Raw genomic sequence first — 22,188 nt, 5'->3', positions numbered from 1 at the left:
CATCCATAGCGAACTCAAAACCGAGTGCAGTGCTTAAATGCAACTTATTAAAATCCCATAGCATCTTTCACTAAAACCATTTCTTTATGAGAGGTCAACTTCTCTAATAAAAGCAATGCAACCCCGTATGATGTTTGAGGACAATAAGAAGTTATGATATTATCATCCACCACGATGGGAGAATTTACGATAGTTGCTCCAAATCCCTGAAGCACTTTCTGTTTATGAGCACCTCTAAGATGATAAGTTGTTGCTTTCCGACCGTTCAACACTCCACTTTTCCCAACAGGCAAAGCTCCCACGCAGACTGTTGCGATCCATTTCTTTTGTGAGTCAAACAGTCGTATCAATTCCAGAAGTTGTTCATTATATGCCTCCTCATAGAATCCGAATTCTTCAAATCCGCCGGGTATCGCAAGCGCGTCATATTCATCTGCAGACACTTCATCCATGACTTTATCCACCAAAACAGGAACATTGAAAGAACTAATCACTTTTTGATTCAAGCCACAGGTCACAACATCTATTTTACAATCAAAATCCGTCTTTGCCCATCCCATAACATCTATAAAAGCACTAAACTCAATCGTTTCAAACCCTTTAGCAAGGAATACCAATAATTTCATAATCAAATTAGTTATATATTAATAATATAAGAAACAGCATTGCACTAAAAAGAATGTGAACTAAAATCACCTTCATTCTTTCCTATAATCCCCTCTTTACCTCACCTTTTGCAGCCTCCCAACCAATCATTGCAGTCTTGCGAATCTCTCCCCAATGGTAATTTCCCAACTCACCGGAAGCACGAATGACCCGATGACACGGAATAAGGAAAGCTACGGGATTCTCACCGACAGCCGTTCCAACAGCCCGGCAAGCTCTCGGATTATTGATTCCTACGGCTATATCTCCGTAAGTAGTCAAGCCACCGACAGGAATTTTCAGTAAGGTTTCCCATACCTTTAGTTGAAAGTCAGTACCTTTCAGATGCAATTTTATTTCTTTGAGTTTACTCCAGTCCTGCGTGAAGATAAATAAAGCATTTTGCTGCACTTCATCCACAATCGAGGTAAACTTTGCATTAGGAAACTTCTTCCGTAAAGAGTTAAAAGCCGCGTCATGTTCGTCTGCAAACTCCATACAACAAATACCTTTATCGGTAGACGCAATGAAGATTTCACCGAAAGGACTTTTGGCAAAACTGTAATTGATAGAAAGACTTTCACCTCCGTTTTTATATTCGCCCGGCGTCATCCCTTCTATATTTACAAACAAGTCATACAATCTGCCCGTACCGGAAAGCCCTGTTTCCTGTGCCGCATCGAATAAAGACGCATGAGTTTCATTCAAGATTCTCTTGGCATATTCAATACTAGTATATTGCAAGAACTTCTTAGGGCTAATTCCCGCCCACTCCGTAAACATACGTTGGAAATGCGCCGTACTCAACGCCACCTCCCCGGCAATCTCATCCAATCCCGGTTGCCTTTTAAAATTCTCCCTTATATACCCGATTGCCTGTGCAATGCGTGCATAGTCAAGCGTTTTTTGCTCATTCATAACAGAGGTTTGCCATTTAATTCCAAATCCAGCAACCGCTTTTTAGCAGGAAGCCCGCCACCATATCCCACAAGAGAGTGGTTGCTGCCGATGACACGATGGCACGGAGCAAAAATAGAAATAGCGTTCGCCCCGTTAGCGGCAGCAACAGCACGGACAGCTTTCGGCAAATCGAGTTGTTTTGCCAGCTCACCGTATGACACAGTCGAACCGTATGGAATCTCCAACAACTTATACCATACACTCTTCTGAAACTCCGTACCAACAAAAAGCAAAGGCACCTCAAACACAGTCCGCTCGCCATTGAAATATTCATCCAACTGGCTCATCGCCTCCAGTATCACATCTGATGTACTTTTCTCATAACCAGCTTTCAGCACTTTCCGCAATCTCCTGTCTACGATATCCCTATGACTTTCAGCCGCCCAGTCACAAAGACAAAGCTTATCCTCAAACGAGCCAAGCATCAAATCACCACAAGGAGAATGATAACGCTGTATCTTAATTACATTCGTTTTATCTTCCATACTTCCAAAGATACGTTTATTATATTTACAGTTGAAATAACAGCTAATAATATTTTCGTTTTTACACTCGCACTCTCATTTCCAATGCCGCAAAATTACTACACGCATCACTGATAAACGACCCGAAAATTGCTGTTTTTACGTAGAAAAGACAATCCCCCTCCCACTCCTCCATACAATCAATCGTTCTCAATATACTTTATCACCCGGCAAGGACTGCCGACCGCCACACAATTCTTTACCATCCGATTCAATATCCAATTATTTTTTATACATGATTTACTCTCACACCCTCACACTTTCCCTGCATCCCCCTATTCATCATCCTTTCAGTGATGAGGGTAAGAGTGAGGGTAGGTGAGGGTAACTTTTTGCCCTCACCCTGTCTCGTCCTGATTGGGTTGACAAAGCCCCCTTTCACACCACCTTTATCAATTACTTCACTTTCATCAAATGATAAAGCGTCCCTTTACGAGACTTACGACAAGGAATATTCAGTTTTTGAAGTGCACGCCCAAACTGTCCTACCTTATTAATAGCCAGTTTATCCCGTGTTTTCGTCTGTAAATAACTCAAAATCTGCATGGCAGTCAGCCATTCGCCTTCCATTTCCTCTTCTACGGGATTAAGATAGCAGTGGAACAGCTGTTCCAGCGGACTCGCCTGTTCAAACTCACGGTTAGTCTGTTTTAATATGTTTTCATCCTCATCATTCAGCCAATAACGTTCACCTTTATAAATAGCCTCCATCGCTTGAGCATAAAGCTGCTTGTAATTAATCGTAACATTTGTATTAATAGGAGCCGTCACCTCAATGCAAATAAAACGGCGGCTACCGCTAGGATCGGTAAGCAAATCTTTCTGATTGCTGGTACCGATAAAAGAAGCATAACGCCTCATTTCCCGAATCGTATTACCGTATGGTTTGCGCAGATTCGCCACAGGCTTCTGCAACAAATGCTTCAAGAACCCCTGCTGACTGACATTAATCTGATCGAACTCATCAATATTTATCAGAAAAAAACGTCCCAAATAGCGTTCCGCCTCCTGTTTACTTTTAAAATCAATACTGTCCGTATAGCCGAAACGCAACTCCGGCGGCAGAATAATGCGACAGAATGTAGACTTACGATACCCCTGCGAACCAACCAGCAAAGGCGAAGTATTATTACCATGCTGCCGATCGACTCCCCTCCAATGCGCCACCATACTAAGAAACCAGCGGTAAAATAATTCCTGCCAATGCGGATTATCACAAGGCACCAGACCAGCCAATGCACGGATACGATCCTTCCCGTCCCAGCGACCTGTCTCATAAAGATATTCCTCCACAGGATTATACAAAGGAACACATTCCGAATTCAGAAAACGATCCACATCACGGTCCCACGCACTGATGCCTTCCTTCAAAGCATTGATTGCAATACTGTTGCGCACCCGTTTATCCACCGGCTTAAAGCAAAAGTGAACAGAATCGCGCTGCCGATATTCCAAATCGTCCTGCACCGTATTGTAACGGAATTCATACCGACGTTTCATAAACTCTTCCAACAGAAAAGCCGTCTCCTGCTCTTTACTGATACTGCTTTTCTTGCCGAATCCCTTACATTCCTGATAAAGATTATGCAATATCGAACGGATCACCTGCTCTTCTTCTTCGCGATAATAATGAATCATCGTCTGCCGTATCGCTTCCTCTTCGGGAAGCCCCGCTTTGAAACAATGCTCGGCAAGGCGAACCAATAAAGGCTGCAAGTCGTCCCCACGTTTCCAATCCTCCATTTCCTGAAGTGCCCTGTTCAAGGCCGCTTCATAAATCTTCGTGAATGTTTGCGCCGACTCATATCCCGGCTGCAACCGTAATAACGGATTTTTCTCTCCCAGTTTCCGCTGACGGAAAGTCTCTTCTCCCGGCATCATAAGCGGTTGTTCCAAGCAGAACGGCACCGCATCCGGATTATAATAAGGAGATTCGTCCAGCGTCATACGGCATCTCTGTGCCAAAACCGGTTCTTTCAAGTCAATATCGAAAGGCAACATCCGCTGATAACATTTCACAGCCAGCCAATAAGCATGAACATGAAATAATTCCGCCTCCGCTTCCTTGGTCGGCAATCCTCCGTCATCCGGCAAAGCGAAACGCACCCATATTTTCACGCTACGCCCGCTGGAGCCACAAAAAGCGGCAAAAGTCTGTGGCAGAAGTGCCGCTTGCCGTTTCACAAACTCCGCTTCCGAGCCACCGGCCAACCGGCTCACTTCCAACTGTACCAAACCGTTGTACTGCTTCATTTTCCGTTCGCCCTCTTTGGTACGGGTATATTCCACAGCAGAATAAATGTATGGCAATTTATCAATATGTTCGTATCGGGCATACGTACCTTCCAGCAACGGTATAATCTCCCGCAAAGCCGTGATATGTCCCGCTTTAGTTTCCGTCTTCATTTTGTCGAATAGTGTGCCTGTCTCACAAATGCTAAGAGTTTCTTTTCCGCTCCCGTTGTCTTGTCTGATTAAAGTAACTTTCATCCTATTTTTGTCTATTTTTTCTACAATCACATCTACATATTTAATTCCTGTAAAGATACGCTTTTATCCTCCGGTAAACAAGCATTTTATCCGATAAATACCTGCATATTATTTGCATTTGCCTTATTATTTATGTATCTTTGCTTAGTAGTTGTCAAGGGCTCACCCGTGTGAACAAACAGGCTATCAATTGTAAATAAAAACGTCTACAGACGTAAACAGCCTTATTCACATGGGTGAGCCCTTGCAAATCATTAGAGTTTAACAAAAGAAACATTAAGCATTAATGTATTACTATCTAAGAGAATACATAACAAGAAGAGTTCATTTAAAACAAATATAGAGCTATGGCAATATTATTCGATTGGTATGAAGACCCGAAGCCTTCAAACAAACAGCAGGGAGAAAACGGAAACACCCTGCATCCGCGCATCAAATACAACGGTTCCACAGGGACCGACGTACTGCGCCGACGTATTCAAGAACGTTGTTCACTGACAGAAACAGACGTCACAGCCGTACTTGATGCGCTTTCACACATCATGGGACAGGAATTGGCGGAAGGACGCCAAGTTCATCTGGACGGCATCGGTTATTTCCATCCCTGCCTGACGACCACGGAACCTGTAACGGTAGACACAAAACGGAAAGTGACCAAAGTGAAGCTAAAGGCCATTCAGTTTCGTGCCGACCAGACATTGAAAAACGAATTCGGCGTTCTTAAAGTGAAAAACCTCAAAGGTGGACTGGATTTCACCCAACTGACGAACGAGGAAATTGACCTGCAACTGACTAAGTACTTCCGTACTCATCCATTTATGCGGAGACACGACTTCCAATATCTTTGCGGAATGGCAAGAAGTACAGCCATGCGACATATCCGACGTCTGCGCGACGAGGGTAAATTGAAAAATATGGGTGGAGCCATGCAGCCGATTTATGTGCCGGGAAGTGGATATTATGGTAATAATAAAGAAGTTAGTGTAAAAACGGAATAAGATTGGTCAACTCAAATCAGGACGAGACAGAGTGAGAGTAAAAAGTTACCCTCACCTACTCTCACCTTTACCCTCACGCCTGTAACCCCGATGAATAAATGGATTGAGCACAAAGGGTGAGGGTGTGAGGGTAAAACGTCACCAACATTTATTTGAGAGCATTCTTAATGCGAGCAACTATTATACAAGAGCACCTCCATACCGTTCCATATTTTACCGGGGAATCTTAACCATTTCAACCGGCTGCTCCTGTATCTTATCCAACGGTTGTGATTGATATTTTACCTTTGAGAAATCAATAGCTTTTAAGTCAATGCAACGTATCGAATTGTTATAAGCTGTTTTATAATAAACCTTCCGGTTCGTGAGGTCGATAGCTGAGGTCCATTGCGTAGCACTGGGAATATCCGGAATATCACCCTGTGAATGTTCTATACCAATAGGAATATCAAAATTATTAAGCAAGTGGAAACATTGCTGCACGGTATCAAAGCCTGTGGCACGTTGCGGAGCTGTCCCCCGGTAAAAGGCCGCACGCACAAACCGCGAAGGAGGCGTGGCATCACCCGGAATGCCGAGAAAACCGGAGTTGCCACCAGTAGGTTGCAACGTAATACCGCTCAATTTTTGCACGGAAGCGTCACCCGGATGAAGATTGACGTAATTGTTCAAATTTGTAAGTTGCCATTCAAAACCGGGGGCATTCGTCAATACTCCTACTTCATTCTCATAAAAATGCGGCACACCACCTACAATTTCCAACACAACCTGACGCCCCGACGGTTCACCGATACGCCAATGTACTACCGCTGTCTTTTCCAATCCTACAACACGTACAGAAGAAAGGGCTGCCTTCACCTCGTCGATAGTGGAAAACTGCGACAACAGCCACTCCGTCACTTGAAGGTCTGCCAGTGTCCGCTGGTTCTGTGCAGCATCATACGTTTTATATCCCCCATAATGAGGAAAGAAAAATAGTCCGGCCGAAAGTCCGGCCTCATTGATTCCTTCGGCAATAAATTCTTTTTGTACAACAGCCAGACCAACCACTCCATATTTTGCCGTAAACGTTAGTCCATTGACACCTGTAGGAGTGAATGACGTGAGCTGTTGGCCACGTGGAATAATCACATACTCGCTTTGCAACACACCGCGCGCCCATTCAATCGTACGGGCCTGCACATAACTGCCGTCACGGGATGTCAGCGAGATTCCCGTACAAGCTACAGCCTGAAAAGTGCTGCCACATACGGCAGCAATCCCTAGCAATAAGTTCTTTGTCATCTTCATCATTATTTATATATTTATTTGCTAAAAACTCAATACTGTATAAAGACAACAAAATATGGGTTATTTTAGTTTGCAGACACCTCTCTCAAGAAAACTATTGTTTTTTGTTCGTCCCGTACTTTGCGGAACAATATACGTAGTTTGCTTCAATATGCAATCTCTTTTTTTTGGTTAAGCACCGGGAACATACGGATGAGTGAACCAGAAGCACGACCCTTCCCCCTCACGGGATTCGACTCCAATCTTTCCGCCCATCCTATTGACCAGGCTTTGACAGATGGATAATCCCAATCCGGCACCTTGTACAAATGAGTCTAATTTTACAAAACGATTAAATATTTCATGTTTTTGTTCATCGGGAATCCCTTTGCCCGTATCCGTTACACAAAAACGCACCTGACTCTCATCTTCCAATGAATAGGAAAGTGTGATTGAGCCTTTAGTCGTAAACTTCAAGGCATTAGTCAGAAAATTAGAGAGTACTTGCATGATTCGGTTTTTATCAGCATCAATCACAATCTGCGGTGAATTTTCATCAAACCGCAGTTCGACCGCAGTGTCACGTTTTTTGTGTGAGAAGGTAGCAATCACTTCCCGGCAAAGTTGTGGTACATCCACCCGTCCCATAACAAGATCTATCATACCGGCTTCGATTTTGGAGATGTCCAGAATGTCGGAAATAAGGTTGAGCAACAGCTCATTGTTCTCCTGCACTAAAGACATATATACATGACGCAGCTCCGCCTCATCGGTTTCGGCAAGCAGACTGGAAAAACCGACGATGGCATTCAAAGGAGTACGTATTTCATGGCTCATATTGGCAAGGAATGCTGATTTGAGCCTGTCCGATTCTTCCGCTTTTTCTTTAGCTTGAATCAGCTCTAGTTCCACCTGTTTGCGGGTGGTGATATCGGTAGCCAGTTCCATGATTGCCCAACGTCCGTCGAGCCATTTTATTGCCATGCTCTGGATGGTATACCAACGTTTGGTGACCGGATTGTAGTCTTCCCAAAAATGAACGCCTGTAAACTTACGGTTGGCATCGAGCAACTTCGGCTTCGGGCAGTGTTTACACCCATTTTCCAGACCTGCATTCAACATTCTCCAACATTCCGCATTTTCCGGAACTTCTCCTGCTTCTTCCCTGAAAGGCTTATTGGCAAAAATCACTTTCAACGTATCGTAATCACTCACAAAAATATTGGCATTGATATTGTCCAATACCTTTTGCATGGTTCGCTGCGACTGTTGCAGCGATGTTTCAACTTGCCAGCGTTTAGTAGCAGTAGATACAATTTGCGATATCTGGCTCATCAGTTCCACATCTTTTTCATCCCATTGTTTGTTCCAGCAAAAGTTGAACGAAAGAAAGCCGAAATGTACTCCCAATTGTGACAGGGGAAAAACAGCAATGGCTTTTACGCCTTGCACTTCGAGCATTTGAGTAATAAAGGGATCAAGCGAATAAATATCGGACGTACAAATGATATGGTTTTCTTCCAGCATGTCGAACCAGGGTTTTCCCGCTTCAATGGTCATACTCCGCAAGTAATCGATAGCGGGTTCTATACCGTCGTTGCACCATTCGTTGGTGCAGCCATACGTAACTCCGTCGAGGTGGTTTTCCCATGTCGCCAAACGGTCGACACCAGTATAACGGCCAATTTCGGCCAGTGCCATATTCATAGCAGTAGGTATATCCGGTTCCAATTGCAAAATTTGCAGTACCTTGATAAATAATGCCTGCCGTCGGTTGGTTGCTTCGAGATTCTCCTGAATAGCGATCAAGTCTTTAGATTTCTCTTCAACCATCTGTTCGAGGCTGGTACGGTACTGTTCCAGTTCCATACCGCCCTCTTGAGGTTCAGAATCAGTGGATTTCATGTTTAATAGATAACAGTAAATAGAATTTTAGTTTAGTTTCGAATCCGGACGAGATGCGTCCCACATTCTGCAAATATATACATTTATTTTAGAAACCAAACTTTTTCCCATCAAAACGACTTCTTATAAATGCCTAATAATCGCAGAATTACGAAAGCATATATTACATAATCGACCTCGTCAATTCCAAACTTCCTCAATATTATACCGGATGGAATCTTTTCAACAATATATGACTTACACTGAAAAAGTCCTTATTACACTTTTCCATCTATTAAAACTAAATCCTATTCGTCTGATTATATCAGTTTCAACCCTACGATTGAAATAATCAGAGTCGTCATAAAAAACAAACGACCCAAAGTTGCCGGTTCATGAAAGAACAGGATACCGATCAAGACGGTTCCCACCGCTCCTATCCCCGTCCAAACAGGATATGCAGTGCCGATAGGCAATGTTTGCGCAGCCTTTGCCAGTAGGAACATGCTTAAGATTACAGAGATTACAAATCCCGCTCCCCACAAATAAAAATCGGTGCCTGTCGCTCCCTTAATCTTGCCTAGACAAAAGGTAAAACTAACCTCAAACAGTCCGGCAATAATCAATATAATCCAATTCATATCATTCTATTTTAATATTAGACTGCAAAATTAACAAGATGCCCGGAGCTTTCACTTTACATTTGATAAGAAACGACGGTGTAAGAGTATCATCAATTCTTCTTTTCCTAATATAACTTTTTGTATTTTTGCAGAATAATGATTCAATGCGATATGGATATACACGAGATTATAAACAGGATATATCGGATGCCGGAGGCTTCAGCAGATAAGGTGGTCAAACATCTGTCAAAAGTCACATATCCCAAAGGTTATCATATATTGGAGGCTGGCAAGACTGAAACGAATATCTTTTTCATCGAGAAAGGGATTGCCAGAGCTTACATTCCCGTAGACGGAAAAGAGGTAACGTTCTGGATTGGGAAAGAAGGGTCAACCATTGTCTCATTGAAAAGCTATGTAAATAATCAACAGGGGTATGAGTCAATGGAACTGATGGAAAACTCGGTGTTGTATCTATTAAAGCGCAAAGACTTACACGAATTATTCAAGGAAGATATCCATATTGCCAACTGGGGGCGCAAGTTTGCCGAATCAGAGTTCCTGCAAACAGAGGAAAGACTTATTTCTCTCTTATTCACCACCGCGTCCGAACGGTATATGAAGCTGATACAAAATAATCCGGAGCTATTACAGAGAATACCATTGGAGTGTCTTGCTTCTTATCTGGGAATAACTCCGGTAAGTTTAAGCCGGATAAGGGCGAAATTGAAACGGGTACTTTGAGATAGAAACATGTTTTTCAAAAGCAAACAGAAAGTAATATATTTGTGTTTTGAATGAATCAAAAGAGAGAAGTCATGAATATCGAAGATTATAGAGAATATTGCCTGTCAGTCAAAGGAGCAACAGAATGTATGCCGTTTGATGAACATACTTTGGTTTTCAAGGTTATGGATAAAATGTTCACTTTTGCTACATTACGTCCTAAAAACGGAAGATTCTGGGCGGATATGAAATGTAATCCTGATAAATCAGAAGAGCTCATAGAACAATACGAAGACATTTTTTGGGGACCTTTTTCGGATAAGAAACATTGGATAACCGTTTACTTGGAAGGAGATGTTCCCGATAAACTCATAAAGGAGTTGATTAGCCACTCGGTAGAAGAAGTTATAAAGAAGTTACCCAAGAAAAAACAAGAGGAATACAAGAACATGATTTAGGATTCGAAAAATAGACATATCCGGCACTACTATTATTGCTAAAAGTAGAGCCGGATAAAATCACTATACACCCCAAAACGCACACACGGATAAAATCATCGTATATTTAAAAACGTATGTCCCAGGAACACTTGCATTCTTCATTCCGGCAATCATGAATCTGGAGAAAAAATAAATGACTAATTTTATTAACTAATGCTTTTTTAGAAGCATTTTTTTAGGTTATTTTGCGGAACAAATATCACGAACTCGTCAAATTATGGATTGGATTGGCCTTGATTTAACATTCCCTATCACCGACCCTACATGGATATTTCTCCTTGTACTCTTGATTATATTGTTTGCTCCGATATTATTGAATAAACTGCGCATCCCTCATATTATCGGTATGATCCTGGCAGGACTGGCTATTGGCGAACATGGATTTAATATCCTGGCACGAGACAGCAGCTTTCAGTTATTCGGGAAAGTCGGACTCTATTACATCATGTTCCTGGCTGGTCTGGAAATGAATATGGGAGATTTCAAAGAGACGCGAAACAAAGCATTGGTACTGGGATTACTGGCTTTTATCGTTCCTATCGGGATTGGATTCATGGCAAATGTATCTTATCTGAAATATGGTGTAATCACCTCTGTATTATTAGCCAGCATGTATGCCTCCCATACGCTCGTGGCCTACCCCATCGTCACCCGCTTCGGCATATCACGCCATCGTAGCGTAAGTATTGCCGTAGGAGGAACGGCCGTAACGGATACACTCACGCTGCTGGTACTGGCTGTTATAGGCGGATTGTTCAAAGGAGAAACCGGAGGATTGTTTTGGATTTGGCTGGTGGTAAAAGTAATCTTTCTAGGGGCACTAATTATTTATTTCTTTCCGCGCATCGGTCGTTGGTTCTTTCACCGGTACAATGACAACGTGATGCAATTTATTTTCGTGCTTGCGATGGTCTTTTTAGGAGCAGGGTTGATGGAGCTTGTTGGTATGGAAGGTATCTTGGGAGCTTTCCTCGCAGGATTGGTACTTAACCGGCTCATCCCCCACGTCTCTCCATTGATGGATCATTTAGAGTTCGTTGGTAATGCACTTTTTATTCCTTATTTCCTTATCGGAGTGGGAATGTTAATCAACTTACGTGTTATTTTCGGAGAGGGGGATGCCTTAAAAGTTGCCGCCGTGATGATAACCATGGCGCTGACAGGCAAATGGATTGCTTGCTGGCTCACTCAAAAGATATATAAGATGTCTGTTCTTGAACGAAATCTAATGTATGGTTTGAGTAATGCACAGGCGGCAGCCACATTGGCGGCTGTATTAGTTGGATACAACATTATTCTGCCCACCGGCGAACGTTTATTGAATGATGATGTACTGAACGGAACAGTCTTGCTTATCCTGGTTACTTGCGTAGTGAGTTCACTGATTACCGAACGGGCAGCCAGAAAAATGGCGATGGATGATTCACAACCTGAAAATGAATCGTCGAAAGAAACAGAGAAGATTTTAATATCCATAGCCAACCCGGACACTATCGAGGACATGGTAAATCTTTCTCTAGTCATACGTGACCCCAAATTGAAAGACAATCTCCTGGCATTAAATGTTATCAACGACGATAATAACTCTGATAATCTACGAATTCGAAGCAAACATTATCTGGAAAAAGCCGAAATGACAGCAACGGAAGCAAATGTACCACTCAAAAAGGTCACCCGGTATGATTTGAATATAGCTTCCGGTATTATCCATTCAGTCAAGGAGAATGAGATTACGAGTATTATCACCGGCCTGCACCGCAAGAAAAACATCACAGATTCATACTTTGGAATACTTGCCGAACACTTATTGAACGGATTAAACTGTGAAATAATTATCTCTAAATTTCTGATACCGGTCCATACAATCAAACGGATTGTCGTTGCCGTCCCTCCTAAAGCCGAATATGAATCCGGCTTTCCGCATTGGATGGAACACTTCTGTCGCATGGGGAGCACTCTTGGATGCCGCGTACACTTCTTTGCCAATGAAAAGACTACCATCCGCCTACAAGCGTGGATAAAGAAAAGGCATAAACAGACGCTTACCGATTTCTCTCTCTTAGAAGACTGGAATGACCTGCTGGTATTGACAGGACAGGTAAGTTACGATCATTTATTGGTTATTATCAGTGCACGACCAGGAACTCTTTCGTATGACAGTTCTTTTGAGAAGTTACCGAGACAGCTCGGGAAATATTTCTCCAACAATAGCTTCATCGTGCTGTATCCTAACCAGTCGGGAGAGCCGTTGGATACGTCTTTCTTCTCCAAGCTATATACTGATACCGAAACCCGACATTATGAGAAGGTGGGCAAATGGTTTTACAGGTGGTTTAAGAAAGAGGGATAAAATTAGAATTGAAAAGTTCCGTTTAATTTATAAATATCGACACATTTATCTATATTTGTACCATTAGCAATTTTGCTATAAACACCTAAAGGAAAAGAATGGTATGTCAAACGTCGATTTTTCCAAAATAACAGAAGGAATCTATCATGTGATAGAAACTGAAGAGAAAATACTAACCGGGCTACAAAATGATACGATCACGTTGAAACGTAATAAACAAAATCGTACCATCAAACAGATTCTCGGACATTTGATTGATTCGGCATCAAACAATCACCAACGCATGGTCAGATTGCAATACAGTAAAGATTTGCTTTTCTTTCCCGATTACCGTCAGGATAATGATCTGTGGATAGCATTACAAGATTACCAAAATGAAGATTGGAACAACCTGATTCAACTATGGAAGTTTTTTAACCTGCATATCATTCAGGTTATAAAATCTGTAGACCAGACAAAACTGGATAGCTACTGGTGTGATTTTGAAGGAACAAAGGTTACGCTACAAGACATGATAGAAGGTTATCTAAGTCATTTGCACCTGCATATTCATGAAATCCATGAATTAATGAATGCCTAAAAAGGATAGCGGTTGCAGTTCTTTTATATTCTATAAATATTAAGATGTACCCACATGGCAACTTACACTCATTTCGCAAAACAACCCGATGTACTGAAACATCTGATACTCTGTGAAGTTCTTAGAAATGAAGCCCCACAAGTATATGTAGAAACCAATTCCGCATGTGCCATCTACTCCATGACGCAAACTCCGGAGCAGCAATATGGTATCTATCATTTCCTGGAGAAAGCAGATGATGACAAATCTCTAAAAGATTCCATTTATTACCAACTGGAAAACCCGGAAATGACAAAAGGAAATTATCTGGGTTCTCCTGCCCTGGCAATGAATGTATTAGAGAAGCAAGCAAAAAGGTTTGTATTCTTTGATTTAGAAAAGAGTGCGTTGGAAAATGTGGGTACCTATGCCAAACAAGTCGGATTAAGTGCATCTGTAGAGATGCATCATGCCGACTCTTCGAGAGGTACCATAGAGCTATTGCCTTCACTTCCTTCATCCTCTTTCATTCATATCGATCCTTACGAAATAGACAAGAAAGGAGATTCAGGAGTAACCTATCTCGATATCCTGATACAGGCTACTCAATTAGGAATGAAGTGTTTATTATGGTATGGATTCATGACCGAAGATGATAAAGAATCTTTGGACAACTATATTGTATCCAGTCTGGAAAAGGCAGGTATCAAGGATTACATAGGTGTAGAGCTTACTATGAATTCAATAAGAAAAGACAGTATATTATGTAATCCGGGCATTTTGGGAAGTGGTATTTTGGCTACAAATTTATCACAAATCTCCAAAGATACCATTCTTGATTACAGTAACAAACTGGTTGATATATACAAAGATGCTAAATACAAAGATTATGATGGAAGTTTATATATTCAGCATCTTTGATATCCACTTATTAATTTAATTACCTAGAACATTACTCTACAAACAGAGCGTCAGAAAGCCGGAGCTTTTAAAATCAGTTTCCGGCCTTTTGGCTATAAATTAACTTATTTCTTTGGCTGATTGTCCACAAACCATCTATTAGCCGTACATTTTTCGTATCGTCATCTTCCACGTTCCATGCATAACCTCCTGAAGGCAGGCCACGTCTCTCCAATATTTCATTGGGCTGATTATTGGAAAAGAAAAGTTCCAGTTGCGTAGAGTCAGGACTAAACACAATAAAGGCAGAAGCATTGCTATCGTCCACCGATTCCGTGCGGATTCCTTTCTCAAACAAGCGGATACAGTCTTTTTGCACTTCACACCATACATATCCGGCAGAACCGATACAGCCATGTTCATCCCGATCACCTCCCACAATCGGAGATTGCGGATACTGAACTAATTTAGAAGCCGGCATTCCCGGTGTATATTTTCCGGTATAGAACACTTCCAGCGTATCATTCAGAAGCAAACCGTTGACTTCATCTTTATTTGCATCTATCGTACTGAACGAAAGGGTATCATTCTTATCAGTAACAATCGTTACCGTATTCATGGTTGCATCACTAACGATTCCTTTTGAGCTTGCCACTTTTGACGAGCAACCTGCCATGAGGCAGAGCGTACCTACTGCTAATAATATTGTTTTCATTTTCTTTAATTGGGGCTTTGTTTTTAAATTAATGCAAAGATAAAGGTTATACTGCCAATATTTCGCTTTTACAAAATAAATTAATTTCCGGGCAGATTGTTCACCAGCTACACACAAAATGCCTATATTGGACAACGATCTATTAGAAAATCAGCCTACCTTTGTGATATGGATAATCAAAAGTAAATACAGAATACCATGAAAGAAACTTTGCAGATTCCCACTCCCGAAACACTGGAAGCCTTGATAGGTAAGGAACTTTATGATATATGGACTTCACTTTGCCAGCTTATCGAGCAAAAGTACAATATGGAACAACTATGGAACCATGGAGGGAAAAAATGGATATACGAATATAAATATCGCAAAGGCGGAAAAACGCTGTGTGCCCTATACGCCAAAGAACAAACGATTGGCTTCATGGTCATTTTAGGTAAAGATGAGCGTGCCAAATTTGAATCTCTGCGAGAAGTATTCTCCAATGAGACTCAAAAGATATACGATGAGACGACGACTTTCCACGATGGGAAGTGGCTTATGTTCGAATTGAAAGACACTTATTTATTTAATGATATGGAGCGACTGCTATCCATCAAACGAAAACCCAACCGATGATTGAATCAGATATAAATAAAAGGTATTGTCAAAGTTGCGGGATGCCTCTCCGCTTTGATATAGAGAAATATCTGGGTACTAACTCCGACGGTTCCCGAAGTGATGAATATTGCTACTACTGCCTGAAAGATGGAAAATATATCGTCGACATTCCGATGTCGGAAATGATTAATATCTGGATAAAATACACCGATAAGTACAATGAATATGCAGATACCGCTTATTCGCCGAAGGAACTTAGACGAATACTCAACGAACGGCTCCCCAAACTGAACCGATGGAAACAGAAGTTGGAAACCAGTAATATCCATCACCAAAAGATTCAGGATATAGTCGTTTACATCAACAATCATTTATTCGATAGTTTAGATGCAGATATACTTAGTACGATAAGCGGACTTTCCAAATATCACTTCAGAAAAGTGTTTCAAACCGTTGCCGGAGAAAATATTGGAAGCTACATACAACGTTTGCGCCTCGAACATATAGCACATCTGTTAGTATCCACCGACTTTACATTAAATCAGATTTCGGAGCAAACAAACTATCAGACTAAATTCAGTCTGGCAAAAGCCTTCAAAAAACATTTTGGAGTGTCAACCTCTCAATATAGGGAGAAGTATAAGCCGATGTATGACGAACAGCATGCGGTTATCACTCCTGAAATCCGGTCGATTCTGCCGATGAAAGTATTTTGTATCGAGGTGGGTGAAAAGTATAAGGATGAACTCCGATACAAATTAATATGGGACAGGCTCACCAACTATGCTAGACAGCGCAATGAAGAAAAGTCGAATGATAAGTTTGTCAGCCTTAGTATGGACGACCCGGCCATCACCCCAATAGATAAATGTCGCTTCTATCTCGGGGTCATAATCGATAACAAAGAAAATGATTCCCAGCCGGGAGTAATGGAAGTTCCCGGTGGTCGTTACGCTATATTCAGGCATATCGGCGACTACTCTTTATTGCATAAATTCTACCGGACTATTTATGAAGAGTGGTTCCCGGAAAGTAAATATCGTCCTCAAAGCACCTTTAGCTTTGAAATGTATATGAACCGCCCTGCCTCCACCCTTAGAACAGAACTAATTACCGACATCTATATTCCGGTCATCAAGAAATAATTAATTATCAACCCTCTAAAAACAATGTATTATGGGAAAAATTTCAGAAATCATGCTATTGAAGCAACCGAAACAGCCCGCTTTGGCTGTTGAAGTACAAACAGATATGAACGGAATGTCGGAAGCTATCGGGAAGAACTTTGTAAAAATAGACTCTTTATTTAAGGAACAGGGTGAAGTCACTACCGACATCCCCTACGTTGAATATCCCAACTTTGAAAGTCTGACGGAACACAATATCAAAATGATTATTGGTCTAAAGTCATCCAAAGAATTACAGGGTGAAGGGGATATACGCTCCATAACGATACCGGAAAGAAAAATAGTTTCCTGTCTGCATAGAGGAACTTACAGCGAACTGGCTGTCCTGTACAACGAGATGATGGAATGGATAAAAACCAACGGTTACAAACCTTCGAGAACATCCATTGAATATTATTACAGCAATCCCAACGTACCCGAAGAAGAACAGGTGACGAGAATAGAAATGCCACTATTATAAATGTTGATTTCATCTACTTCATCATGTAGATTCTTCCCAAGCTCCAATTATTGTTATTTGATTCAAAACGGTACGGAAAGGAATGAAACAGATTCTTTTATAAATGCCATATTTTAGTTCTAATGTAAATATTATTACAGTAATAGATGCAATAGAAATAAACGGTATTGCAAAAAAAAATGTCAATAAAACTCCTATGTATTTCTGATAGATAACGTTATTTTGTAAAACACTGTTATCCAGGCGGTTACTATTCGGGCTTTTCCTTTAAAACCAATAACCCGTTTCTCACCGAGAAACAACCTTTTCGACACCGAGAAACGAAGTGTTTCTCACCGAGAAACGAATCGACTGTTGAAGTCCTAAACTTAAATTAAGAAAATTGTTCGTCTCTTTTATTTTTGACGCTTCTATCGTAGGAATGTATATGTTGAAATATATTTCAATGATAATCTTGTCATGTCTAAAATATAATGATATGGAATAAATTTATAACTGAATAGCAAGCAATTATAAAAAATGACTGAATGAATTATTTGCAATCAAACAACAACAGATACAGACATCATTTTTGTATCTTTGCCAAGTACAGAATAAACATGAAAAGAGAAATCCTATATCAAAAGATAGCCGGCACTATCGCCTGGCAAATAAAAACAGGTATATGGAAAGCAGGCGAGAAATTACCTTCTTTACGTACTATCAGCAATGAATATGGCGTAAGTTTAAATATACAGCCATTCAGGTATATTATGAACTGGAAAAGGAAGGATTCATCATTTCCCGCCCCAAATCAGGGTACATTGTCAATTATAAGCCACTAAATTTGTCTGCGCCGGCAACAACGCAGCCTTCCGCTCAATCTCCGGGAAAGGAAGAAGCAGACTTAATCATGGAAGTATATCATTCCATCGAAGATTCGTCTATCACCCGTTTTTCGCTGGGAATACCGGAAGATGTTTTATTGCCTATTGCCAAACTCAATAAAGAACTGACCAAGGCCATGTATTCACTTCCGGGGAACGGCACCAGGTATGAAGACCCTCAAGGAAACATTCGTTTGAGAAACTATATTGCCCGTTTTGCGTATAGCTGGAATGGAAATCTGACCGAAGATGATATTGTTACTACCACAGGAGTAACCAATTCCATCTCTTTGGCATTATCTGTTATTGCTCAAAGAGGAGACACGATAGCTGTTGAAAGTCCTGTTTATTTCGGGATATTACAGTTGGCCAACAGTATGGAGCTTCATGTGCTGGAACTGCCGACCAATCCTGTAACAGGCATCGAACCCGATGCTTTAAGAAAAGTATTGCCGCAGATCAATCTATGCCTGCTTATCAGTAATTTCAGTAATCCGCTTGGGAGTTGCATGCCCGATGAACATAAGAAAGAGATAGTACAGATGTTGGCGGAACACAATATTCCTCTGATTGAAGATGATTTATACGGCGATGTATTCTTCGGACATTCACGCCCTAAGCCATGCAAAGCTTTCGATGAAAAGGGACTTGTGTTATGGTGTGGTTCTGTATCAAAGACGTTAGCTCCCGGTTATCGGGTAGGCTGGATTGCCCCCGGTAAGTTTAAGGATGCTATTATTCGTCAGAAACATATTCATTTAATATCCACTCCTACCCTCAACCAAGAAGCCATTGCCAACTTCATGGAGAACGGCAGGTATGAGAATCATTTACGCAAGTTGCGCCATGAGCTACATTCCAATAGTCTTCATTTGGCACAAGCTATTACCGACTATTTTCCCGAAGACACTAAAATCATCACTCCACAAGGAGGTTTTATGCTTTGGGTGGAACTGAATAAAAAGATTGATACCACGGAGCTATATTACAAAGCGATGCAACATAAGATCAGCATTGCTCCCGGACGCATGTTTACTCTGCACGACCAGTACAGAAACTGTATGCGCTTGAGTTTCGGTCAGCAATGGAGTGCTTTCATTGAAGAACGCTTGCAGGTTTTGGGAAACATTATCAAAGAATCATTTTGATTGACTGATATACTCCTTTACCACTTCGCCGAGGGTTTTAAGTCCTTTCTCTATTTTGTCTTCGGGCATATTAGAGTAGTTGATCCGAAGCGTATTTTCCTTGTTTCCGTTCGGATAAAAGGAGCCTCCCGGAACAAAAGCAATCTTTTTCTCCAGGCTTCTGACTAAAACATCACGTGCCGAAATCCCTTCGGGAAGTTCTATCCATGTAAATAATCCGCCTTCGGGACGAGTAAACTTTATAGTATCAGGAAAATAACGTTCTATACTTTCAATCGCCACATTTCTGCGTTTTCTGTATACTTCTACTATTTTGGCAATATGTTTATCAATATCATAGCGCTTCAGGTATTCGGCGATGGTCATTTGGGCAATAGTGTTGCATTGTAAATCCGTACCTTGCTTGACCAATACGTATTTGCGGATAATCTCTTTATCCCCCGCAATCCAGCCAATCCGGAAACCGGGACAGAATATTTTCGAGAAACTACCTGTACACAGGATATTTCCAGCCTCATCAAAAGACTTTATAGATGGCAAAGACTCTCCTTCAAACCTTAACTCGCCGTACGGATTGTCTTCAATAACCGCAACACCATACTTTGCGGATAATTCAGCCAGCTTCCTGCGTCTTTCCAAACTCCACGTTTTTCCTGTAGGATTTTGAAAAGTAGGTATTGCATATATCAGCTTTATATGAGGAGTATTGCTCAAAATTTCTTCCAAAACATCCATCATCATACCGTCCTCATCCGTGGGAATTTCAATAAAGCTACATCCATACGCTTTGAACGCGCTGATTGCAGCCAAATATGTTGGGCTTTCGCAAAGTACGATATCTCCCTGGTCCAGAAAAACTTTTCCGGATAAGTCCAATCCCTGTTGTGAGCCGTGGGTAATCAGAATATTATCTTTATCGAAAGCCGTGCCCAAACGTTCGTTCATCCGGTTGGCAATCCATTCGCGCAAAGGAGCATAACCTTCTGTTGTAGTATATTGGAGCGCTTTCGTACCTGCCTCTTTCAATACGATCTGATTGATCTCATTGATTTCATCTATCGGAAAAAGTTCTGGAGCAGGCAGACCACCTGCAAACGAAATCACATCTTCCTGTTCGGTGACTTTTAATATCTCTCTTATTTCCGAAGCCTTTATATAAGACATTCTTTTAGCAAAATTCAACTTCATAACCTTTAAGTATATTAGGAGATTAAAACAACACTGCAAAGTAAATCAAAAAAGAAAGACGAGAACAGATACACTTTTTTATATATTAACAGGTACAGATGACTGACTTTTCAAAGGATAAGTATATGAAGTTAATCTCCCCGATTACTTATTTCGTCATGAGTAATCAGGGCATTCGTCGAATAATCCTATACAGAACCTTGTTTAAACCTACCTTTGCACTGAAAACAAAAGTAATTGATAGTAACTATGGAAGAGCAAATACTCATTTTTCGAACCTCGGTTAGAAATGCACGGGATATAAAACATATCGCAGCGCTGTTCACCCTATGTCCCCAAATCTACAAATGGAATGTAGATATGGAGGACTGGGAAAAAGTGTTGAGAATAGAATGTCAGGGAATCACCCCGACTGAAATATCAAAGGCATTACGCGCTATCAACATTTATGCGCAGGAACTGGAATGAAGGGGCAATGCGCCCCTTAATAAATTCACCATCCACCTTTTTCATTTTCACTCTTCAATCATTAATTCCATCTGTATGTCTCCTCTTTCATAAGTCGTGTGATATTCGGGAAGTTCCTTGAAGCCCAACTTATGATAAATATGGATAGCCGGTTTCAGACGCGTATTGCTCTCTATAAAGATTCTTTTACCACCAAGCTCCTTCGCTTTATTTACAACTGCTTCGCAAAGCAGTACTCCAATACCTTTGCCCTGAACCTTAGGGCTGACAGCCAGTTTGGCCAACTCATAATCATAAAGCGGATGATCCATCTTACACAAAGCACATACACCGACCGGCTCATCTTTATAAAGAGCCACCAAAATAGCTCCTCCCTTATCCAGAATATATTCCTTTGGATGATCCAAAGCCTTGTAATCGGCCTCTTCCATCCGAAAATAAGCAGTTATCCACTCTTCGTTAAGGGTCCGGAAGGCAGATTGATAGCAAGGTTCATAAGGAACTATTTTGATGTCCTTACTCTCTCGTTCCTTTTTCGCTTCCTTCACCCGCTCCAACAGGGATTTATCCAACAAAAGATTCTCCCATTCTTCGATAGCCTCCCAAAGGTCATTCCGGGTTTGCTGCGTGATTTGCTCAATAGCTGCCGTAACATCTATACACTGTTCCGAAAAAGAGTCGGACATTCTTTTTCCTTTGGCAGATAACATGACCATGTTTCTTCTCCCGTCGGATTTGTCCTTTGTCTCCTTCACTAATCCTTTAGCTACCATTTCTTTAATAATATTACTCACGGAAGGATGAGAATGACCAATCTCTTTGGCTATGGACGTAATGGTTTTTGCCTCCCCACGTGATAATACAAAAAATACAGGAAACCATTTCGGTTTGAGGTCTACTCCAAACATTTTATAGATGGCGGCTGCATCTACTGTTATTTTATCGGTCAACATGCGTAATCTGCTACCGATGGCTAATTTGCCTGTCTGATTAAAAAAGTCCATGTTTTTATTAGTTGCGTCACTAAATACGTAATTGATTACGCAAATATATTAGCTTTTTATAATATGAACAAACATTTTTCGCAAAAATACGTAAGCCGTTACATAATTAGTTCTATTTATGGATAAA

The 22,188-nt window shown here is 41.2% G+C and carries 20 protein-coding genes and 1 pseudogene; 11 read left to right on the top strand and 10 right to left on the bottom strand.

Annotated elements, in window-relative coordinates:
• Positions 1-47: 47 nt before the first annotated feature.
• The 4 genes from HMPREF9010_RS08445 to HMPREF9010_RS08460 all read right to left on the bottom strand — a co-directional run bounded on the left by HMPREF9010_RS08445 (position 48) and on the right by HMPREF9010_RS08460 (position 4,619).
• Positions 48-626: a DJ-1/PfpI family protein gene (locus tag HMPREF9010_RS08445; protein ID WP_004306443.1), complete on the bottom strand. Its 579-nt coding sequence runs from the start codon at positions 624-626 to the stop codon at positions 48-50.
• Positions 627-708: 82 nt separating this feature from the next.
• A complete protein-coding gene (locus HMPREF9010_RS08450; protein WP_004306442.1) occupies positions 709-1,563 on the bottom strand; it encodes a bifunctional helix-turn-helix domain-containing protein/methylated-DNA--[protein]-cysteine S-methyltransferase in 855 nt (284 codons plus the stop codon).
• Positions 1,560-2,090 carry a methylated-DNA--[protein]-cysteine S-methyltransferase gene (locus HMPREF9010_RS08455; RefSeq protein WP_004306441.1) on the bottom strand — a complete coding sequence of 177 codons (531 nt, stop codon included), beginning with the start codon at positions 2,088-2,090 and terminating at the stop codon, positions 1,560-1,562. The genes HMPREF9010_RS08450 and HMPREF9010_RS08455 overlap by 4 nt, the downstream gene beginning before the upstream one ends.
• Positions 2,091-2,525: 435 nt before the next feature.
• Positions 2,526-4,619, bottom strand: coding sequence for a BT4734/BF3469 family protein (locus HMPREF9010_RS08460; RefSeq protein WP_032852823.1), 2,094 nt, complete (start codon positions 4,617-4,619; stop codon positions 2,526-2,528).
• Between the two features lie 347 nt (positions 4,620-4,966).
• Here HMPREF9010_RS08460 and HMPREF9010_RS08465 point away from each other — a divergent pair, with 347 nt between their 5' ends.
• Positions 4,967-5,617: an HU family DNA-binding protein gene (locus HMPREF9010_RS08465; protein ID WP_004306439.1), complete on the top strand. Its 651-nt coding sequence runs from the start codon at positions 4,967-4,969 to the stop codon at positions 5,615-5,617.
• A 213-nt stretch (positions 5,618-5,830) separates the two neighbouring features.
• Here HMPREF9010_RS08465 and HMPREF9010_RS08470 read toward each other — a convergent pair whose 3' ends face one another.
• From HMPREF9010_RS08470 to HMPREF9010_RS08480, 3 genes are all read right to left on the bottom strand, one after another.
• Positions 5,831-6,910 (bottom strand): linear amide C-N hydrolase, encoded by a 1,080-nt coding sequence (locus HMPREF9010_RS08470; protein ID WP_004299162.1) that lies wholly within the window; start codon positions 6,908-6,910, stop codon positions 5,831-5,833.
• 168 nt (positions 6,911-7,078) lie between these two features.
• Complete coding sequence (locus HMPREF9010_RS08475; RefSeq protein ID WP_008650006.1) at positions 7,079-8,791, bottom strand: GAF domain-containing sensor histidine kinase; 1,713 nt, start codon at positions 8,789-8,791, stop codon at positions 7,079-7,081.
• Between the two features lie 299 nt (positions 8,792-9,090).
• A complete protein-coding gene (locus HMPREF9010_RS08480) occupies positions 9,091-9,411 on the bottom strand; it encodes a DMT family transporter (RefSeq protein ID WP_004309079.1) in 321 nt (106 codons plus the stop codon).
• A 153-nt stretch (positions 9,412-9,564) separates the two neighbouring features.
• Here HMPREF9010_RS08480 and HMPREF9010_RS08485 point away from each other — a divergent pair, with 153 nt between their 5' ends.
• The 5 genes from HMPREF9010_RS08485 to HMPREF9010_RS08505 all read left to right on the top strand — a co-directional run bounded on the left by HMPREF9010_RS08485 (position 9,565) and on the right by HMPREF9010_RS08505 (position 14,449).
• Positions 9,565-10,137, top strand: coding sequence for a Crp/Fnr family transcriptional regulator (locus tag HMPREF9010_RS08485; RefSeq protein WP_032852847.1), 573 nt, complete (start codon positions 9,565-9,567; stop codon positions 10,135-10,137).
• Positions 10,138-10,211: 74 nt separating this feature from the next.
• Positions 10,212-10,577: an MmcQ/YjbR family DNA-binding protein gene (locus tag HMPREF9010_RS08490; protein WP_004306433.1), complete on the top strand. Its 366-nt coding sequence runs from the start codon at positions 10,212-10,214 to the stop codon at positions 10,575-10,577.
• Between the two features lie 259 nt (positions 10,578-10,836).
• On the top strand, positions 10,837-12,969 hold the full coding sequence (locus tag HMPREF9010_RS08495; RefSeq protein WP_004306431.1) for a cation:proton antiporter: 2,133 nt from the start codon (positions 10,837-10,839) through the stop codon (positions 12,967-12,969).
• A 103-nt stretch (positions 12,970-13,072) separates the two neighbouring features.
• Positions 13,073-13,549 carry a DinB family protein gene (locus tag HMPREF9010_RS08500; RefSeq protein ID WP_004299152.1) on the top strand — a complete coding sequence of 159 codons (477 nt, stop codon included), beginning with the start codon at positions 13,073-13,075 and terminating at the stop codon, positions 13,547-13,549.
• Between the two features lie 54 nt (positions 13,550-13,603).
• Entirely contained in the window at positions 13,604-14,449 is an 846-nt protein-coding gene (locus tag HMPREF9010_RS08505; RefSeq protein ID WP_004299151.1) for a 23S rRNA (adenine(2030)-N(6))-methyltransferase RlmJ, read from the top strand.
• A gap of 73 nt (positions 14,450-14,522) precedes the next feature.
• Here the strand turns inward: HMPREF9010_RS08505 and HMPREF9010_RS08510 are convergent, their stop codons facing one another.
• On the bottom strand, positions 14,523-15,143 hold the full coding sequence (locus HMPREF9010_RS08510) for a hypothetical protein (protein WP_004306429.1): 621 nt from the start codon (positions 15,141-15,143) through the stop codon (positions 14,523-14,525).
• 198 nt (positions 15,144-15,341) lie between these two features.
• On the opposite strand from HMPREF9010_RS08510, the gene HMPREF9010_RS08515 reads away from it, so the two are divergent.
• The 4 genes and pseudogenes from HMPREF9010_RS08515 to HMPREF9010_RS08530 all read left to right on the top strand — a co-directional run bounded on the left by HMPREF9010_RS08515 (position 15,342) and on the right by HMPREF9010_RS08530 (position 19,401).
• Positions 15,342-15,758, top strand: coding sequence for a DUF3788 domain-containing protein (locus HMPREF9010_RS08515; protein ID WP_004306427.1), 417 nt, complete (start codon positions 15,342-15,344; stop codon positions 15,756-15,758).
• On the top strand, positions 15,755-16,885 hold the full coding sequence (locus tag HMPREF9010_RS08520) for a GyrI-like domain-containing protein (RefSeq protein WP_008650003.1): 1,131 nt from the start codon (positions 15,755-15,757) through the stop codon (positions 16,883-16,885). Before HMPREF9010_RS08515 ends, HMPREF9010_RS08520 begins: the two co-directional genes overlap by 4 nt.
• A 31-nt stretch (positions 16,886-16,916) precedes the next feature.
• Positions 16,917-17,387: a GyrI-like domain-containing protein gene (locus tag HMPREF9010_RS08525; protein ID WP_008650002.1), complete on the top strand. Its 471-nt coding sequence runs from the start codon at positions 16,917-16,919 to the stop codon at positions 17,385-17,387.
• 599 nt (positions 17,388-17,986) lie between these two features.
• A pseudogene (locus HMPREF9010_RS08530) lies at positions 17,987-19,401 on the top strand (PLP-dependent aminotransferase family protein).
• Here the strand turns inward: HMPREF9010_RS08530 and HMPREF9010_RS08535 are convergent.
• Positions 19,393-20,589: a PLP-dependent aminotransferase family protein gene (locus tag HMPREF9010_RS08535; RefSeq protein WP_004299142.1), complete on the bottom strand. Its 1,197-nt coding sequence runs from the start codon at positions 20,587-20,589 to the stop codon at positions 19,393-19,395. The pseudogene HMPREF9010_RS08530 and the gene HMPREF9010_RS08535 sit on opposite strands and share 9 nt — an antisense overlap.
• A 249-nt stretch (positions 20,590-20,838) precedes the next feature.
• On the opposite strand from HMPREF9010_RS08535, the gene HMPREF9010_RS08540 reads away from it, so the two are divergent.
• Positions 20,839-21,057, top strand: coding sequence for a hypothetical protein (locus tag HMPREF9010_RS08540; protein WP_004299141.1), 219 nt, complete (start codon positions 20,839-20,841; stop codon positions 21,055-21,057).
• A gap of 47 nt (positions 21,058-21,104) precedes the next feature.
• Here the strand turns inward: HMPREF9010_RS08540 and HMPREF9010_RS08545 are convergent, their stop codons facing one another.
• Positions 21,105-22,061 carry a GNAT family N-acetyltransferase gene (locus HMPREF9010_RS08545; RefSeq protein ID WP_004299140.1) on the bottom strand — a complete coding sequence of 319 codons (957 nt, stop codon included), beginning with the start codon at positions 22,059-22,061 and terminating at the stop codon, positions 21,105-21,107.
• Positions 22,062-22,188 lie beyond the last annotated feature (127 nt).

Origin of the sequence: Bacteroides sp. 3_1_23 (genome assembly GCF_000162555.1) — a bacterium.
GTDB classification, from domain to species: Bacteria; Bacteroidota; Bacteroidia; order Bacteroidales; family Bacteroidaceae; genus Bacteroides; species Bacteroides ovatus.
This window is presented reverse-complemented; position numbering and strand designations above follow the sequence as displayed.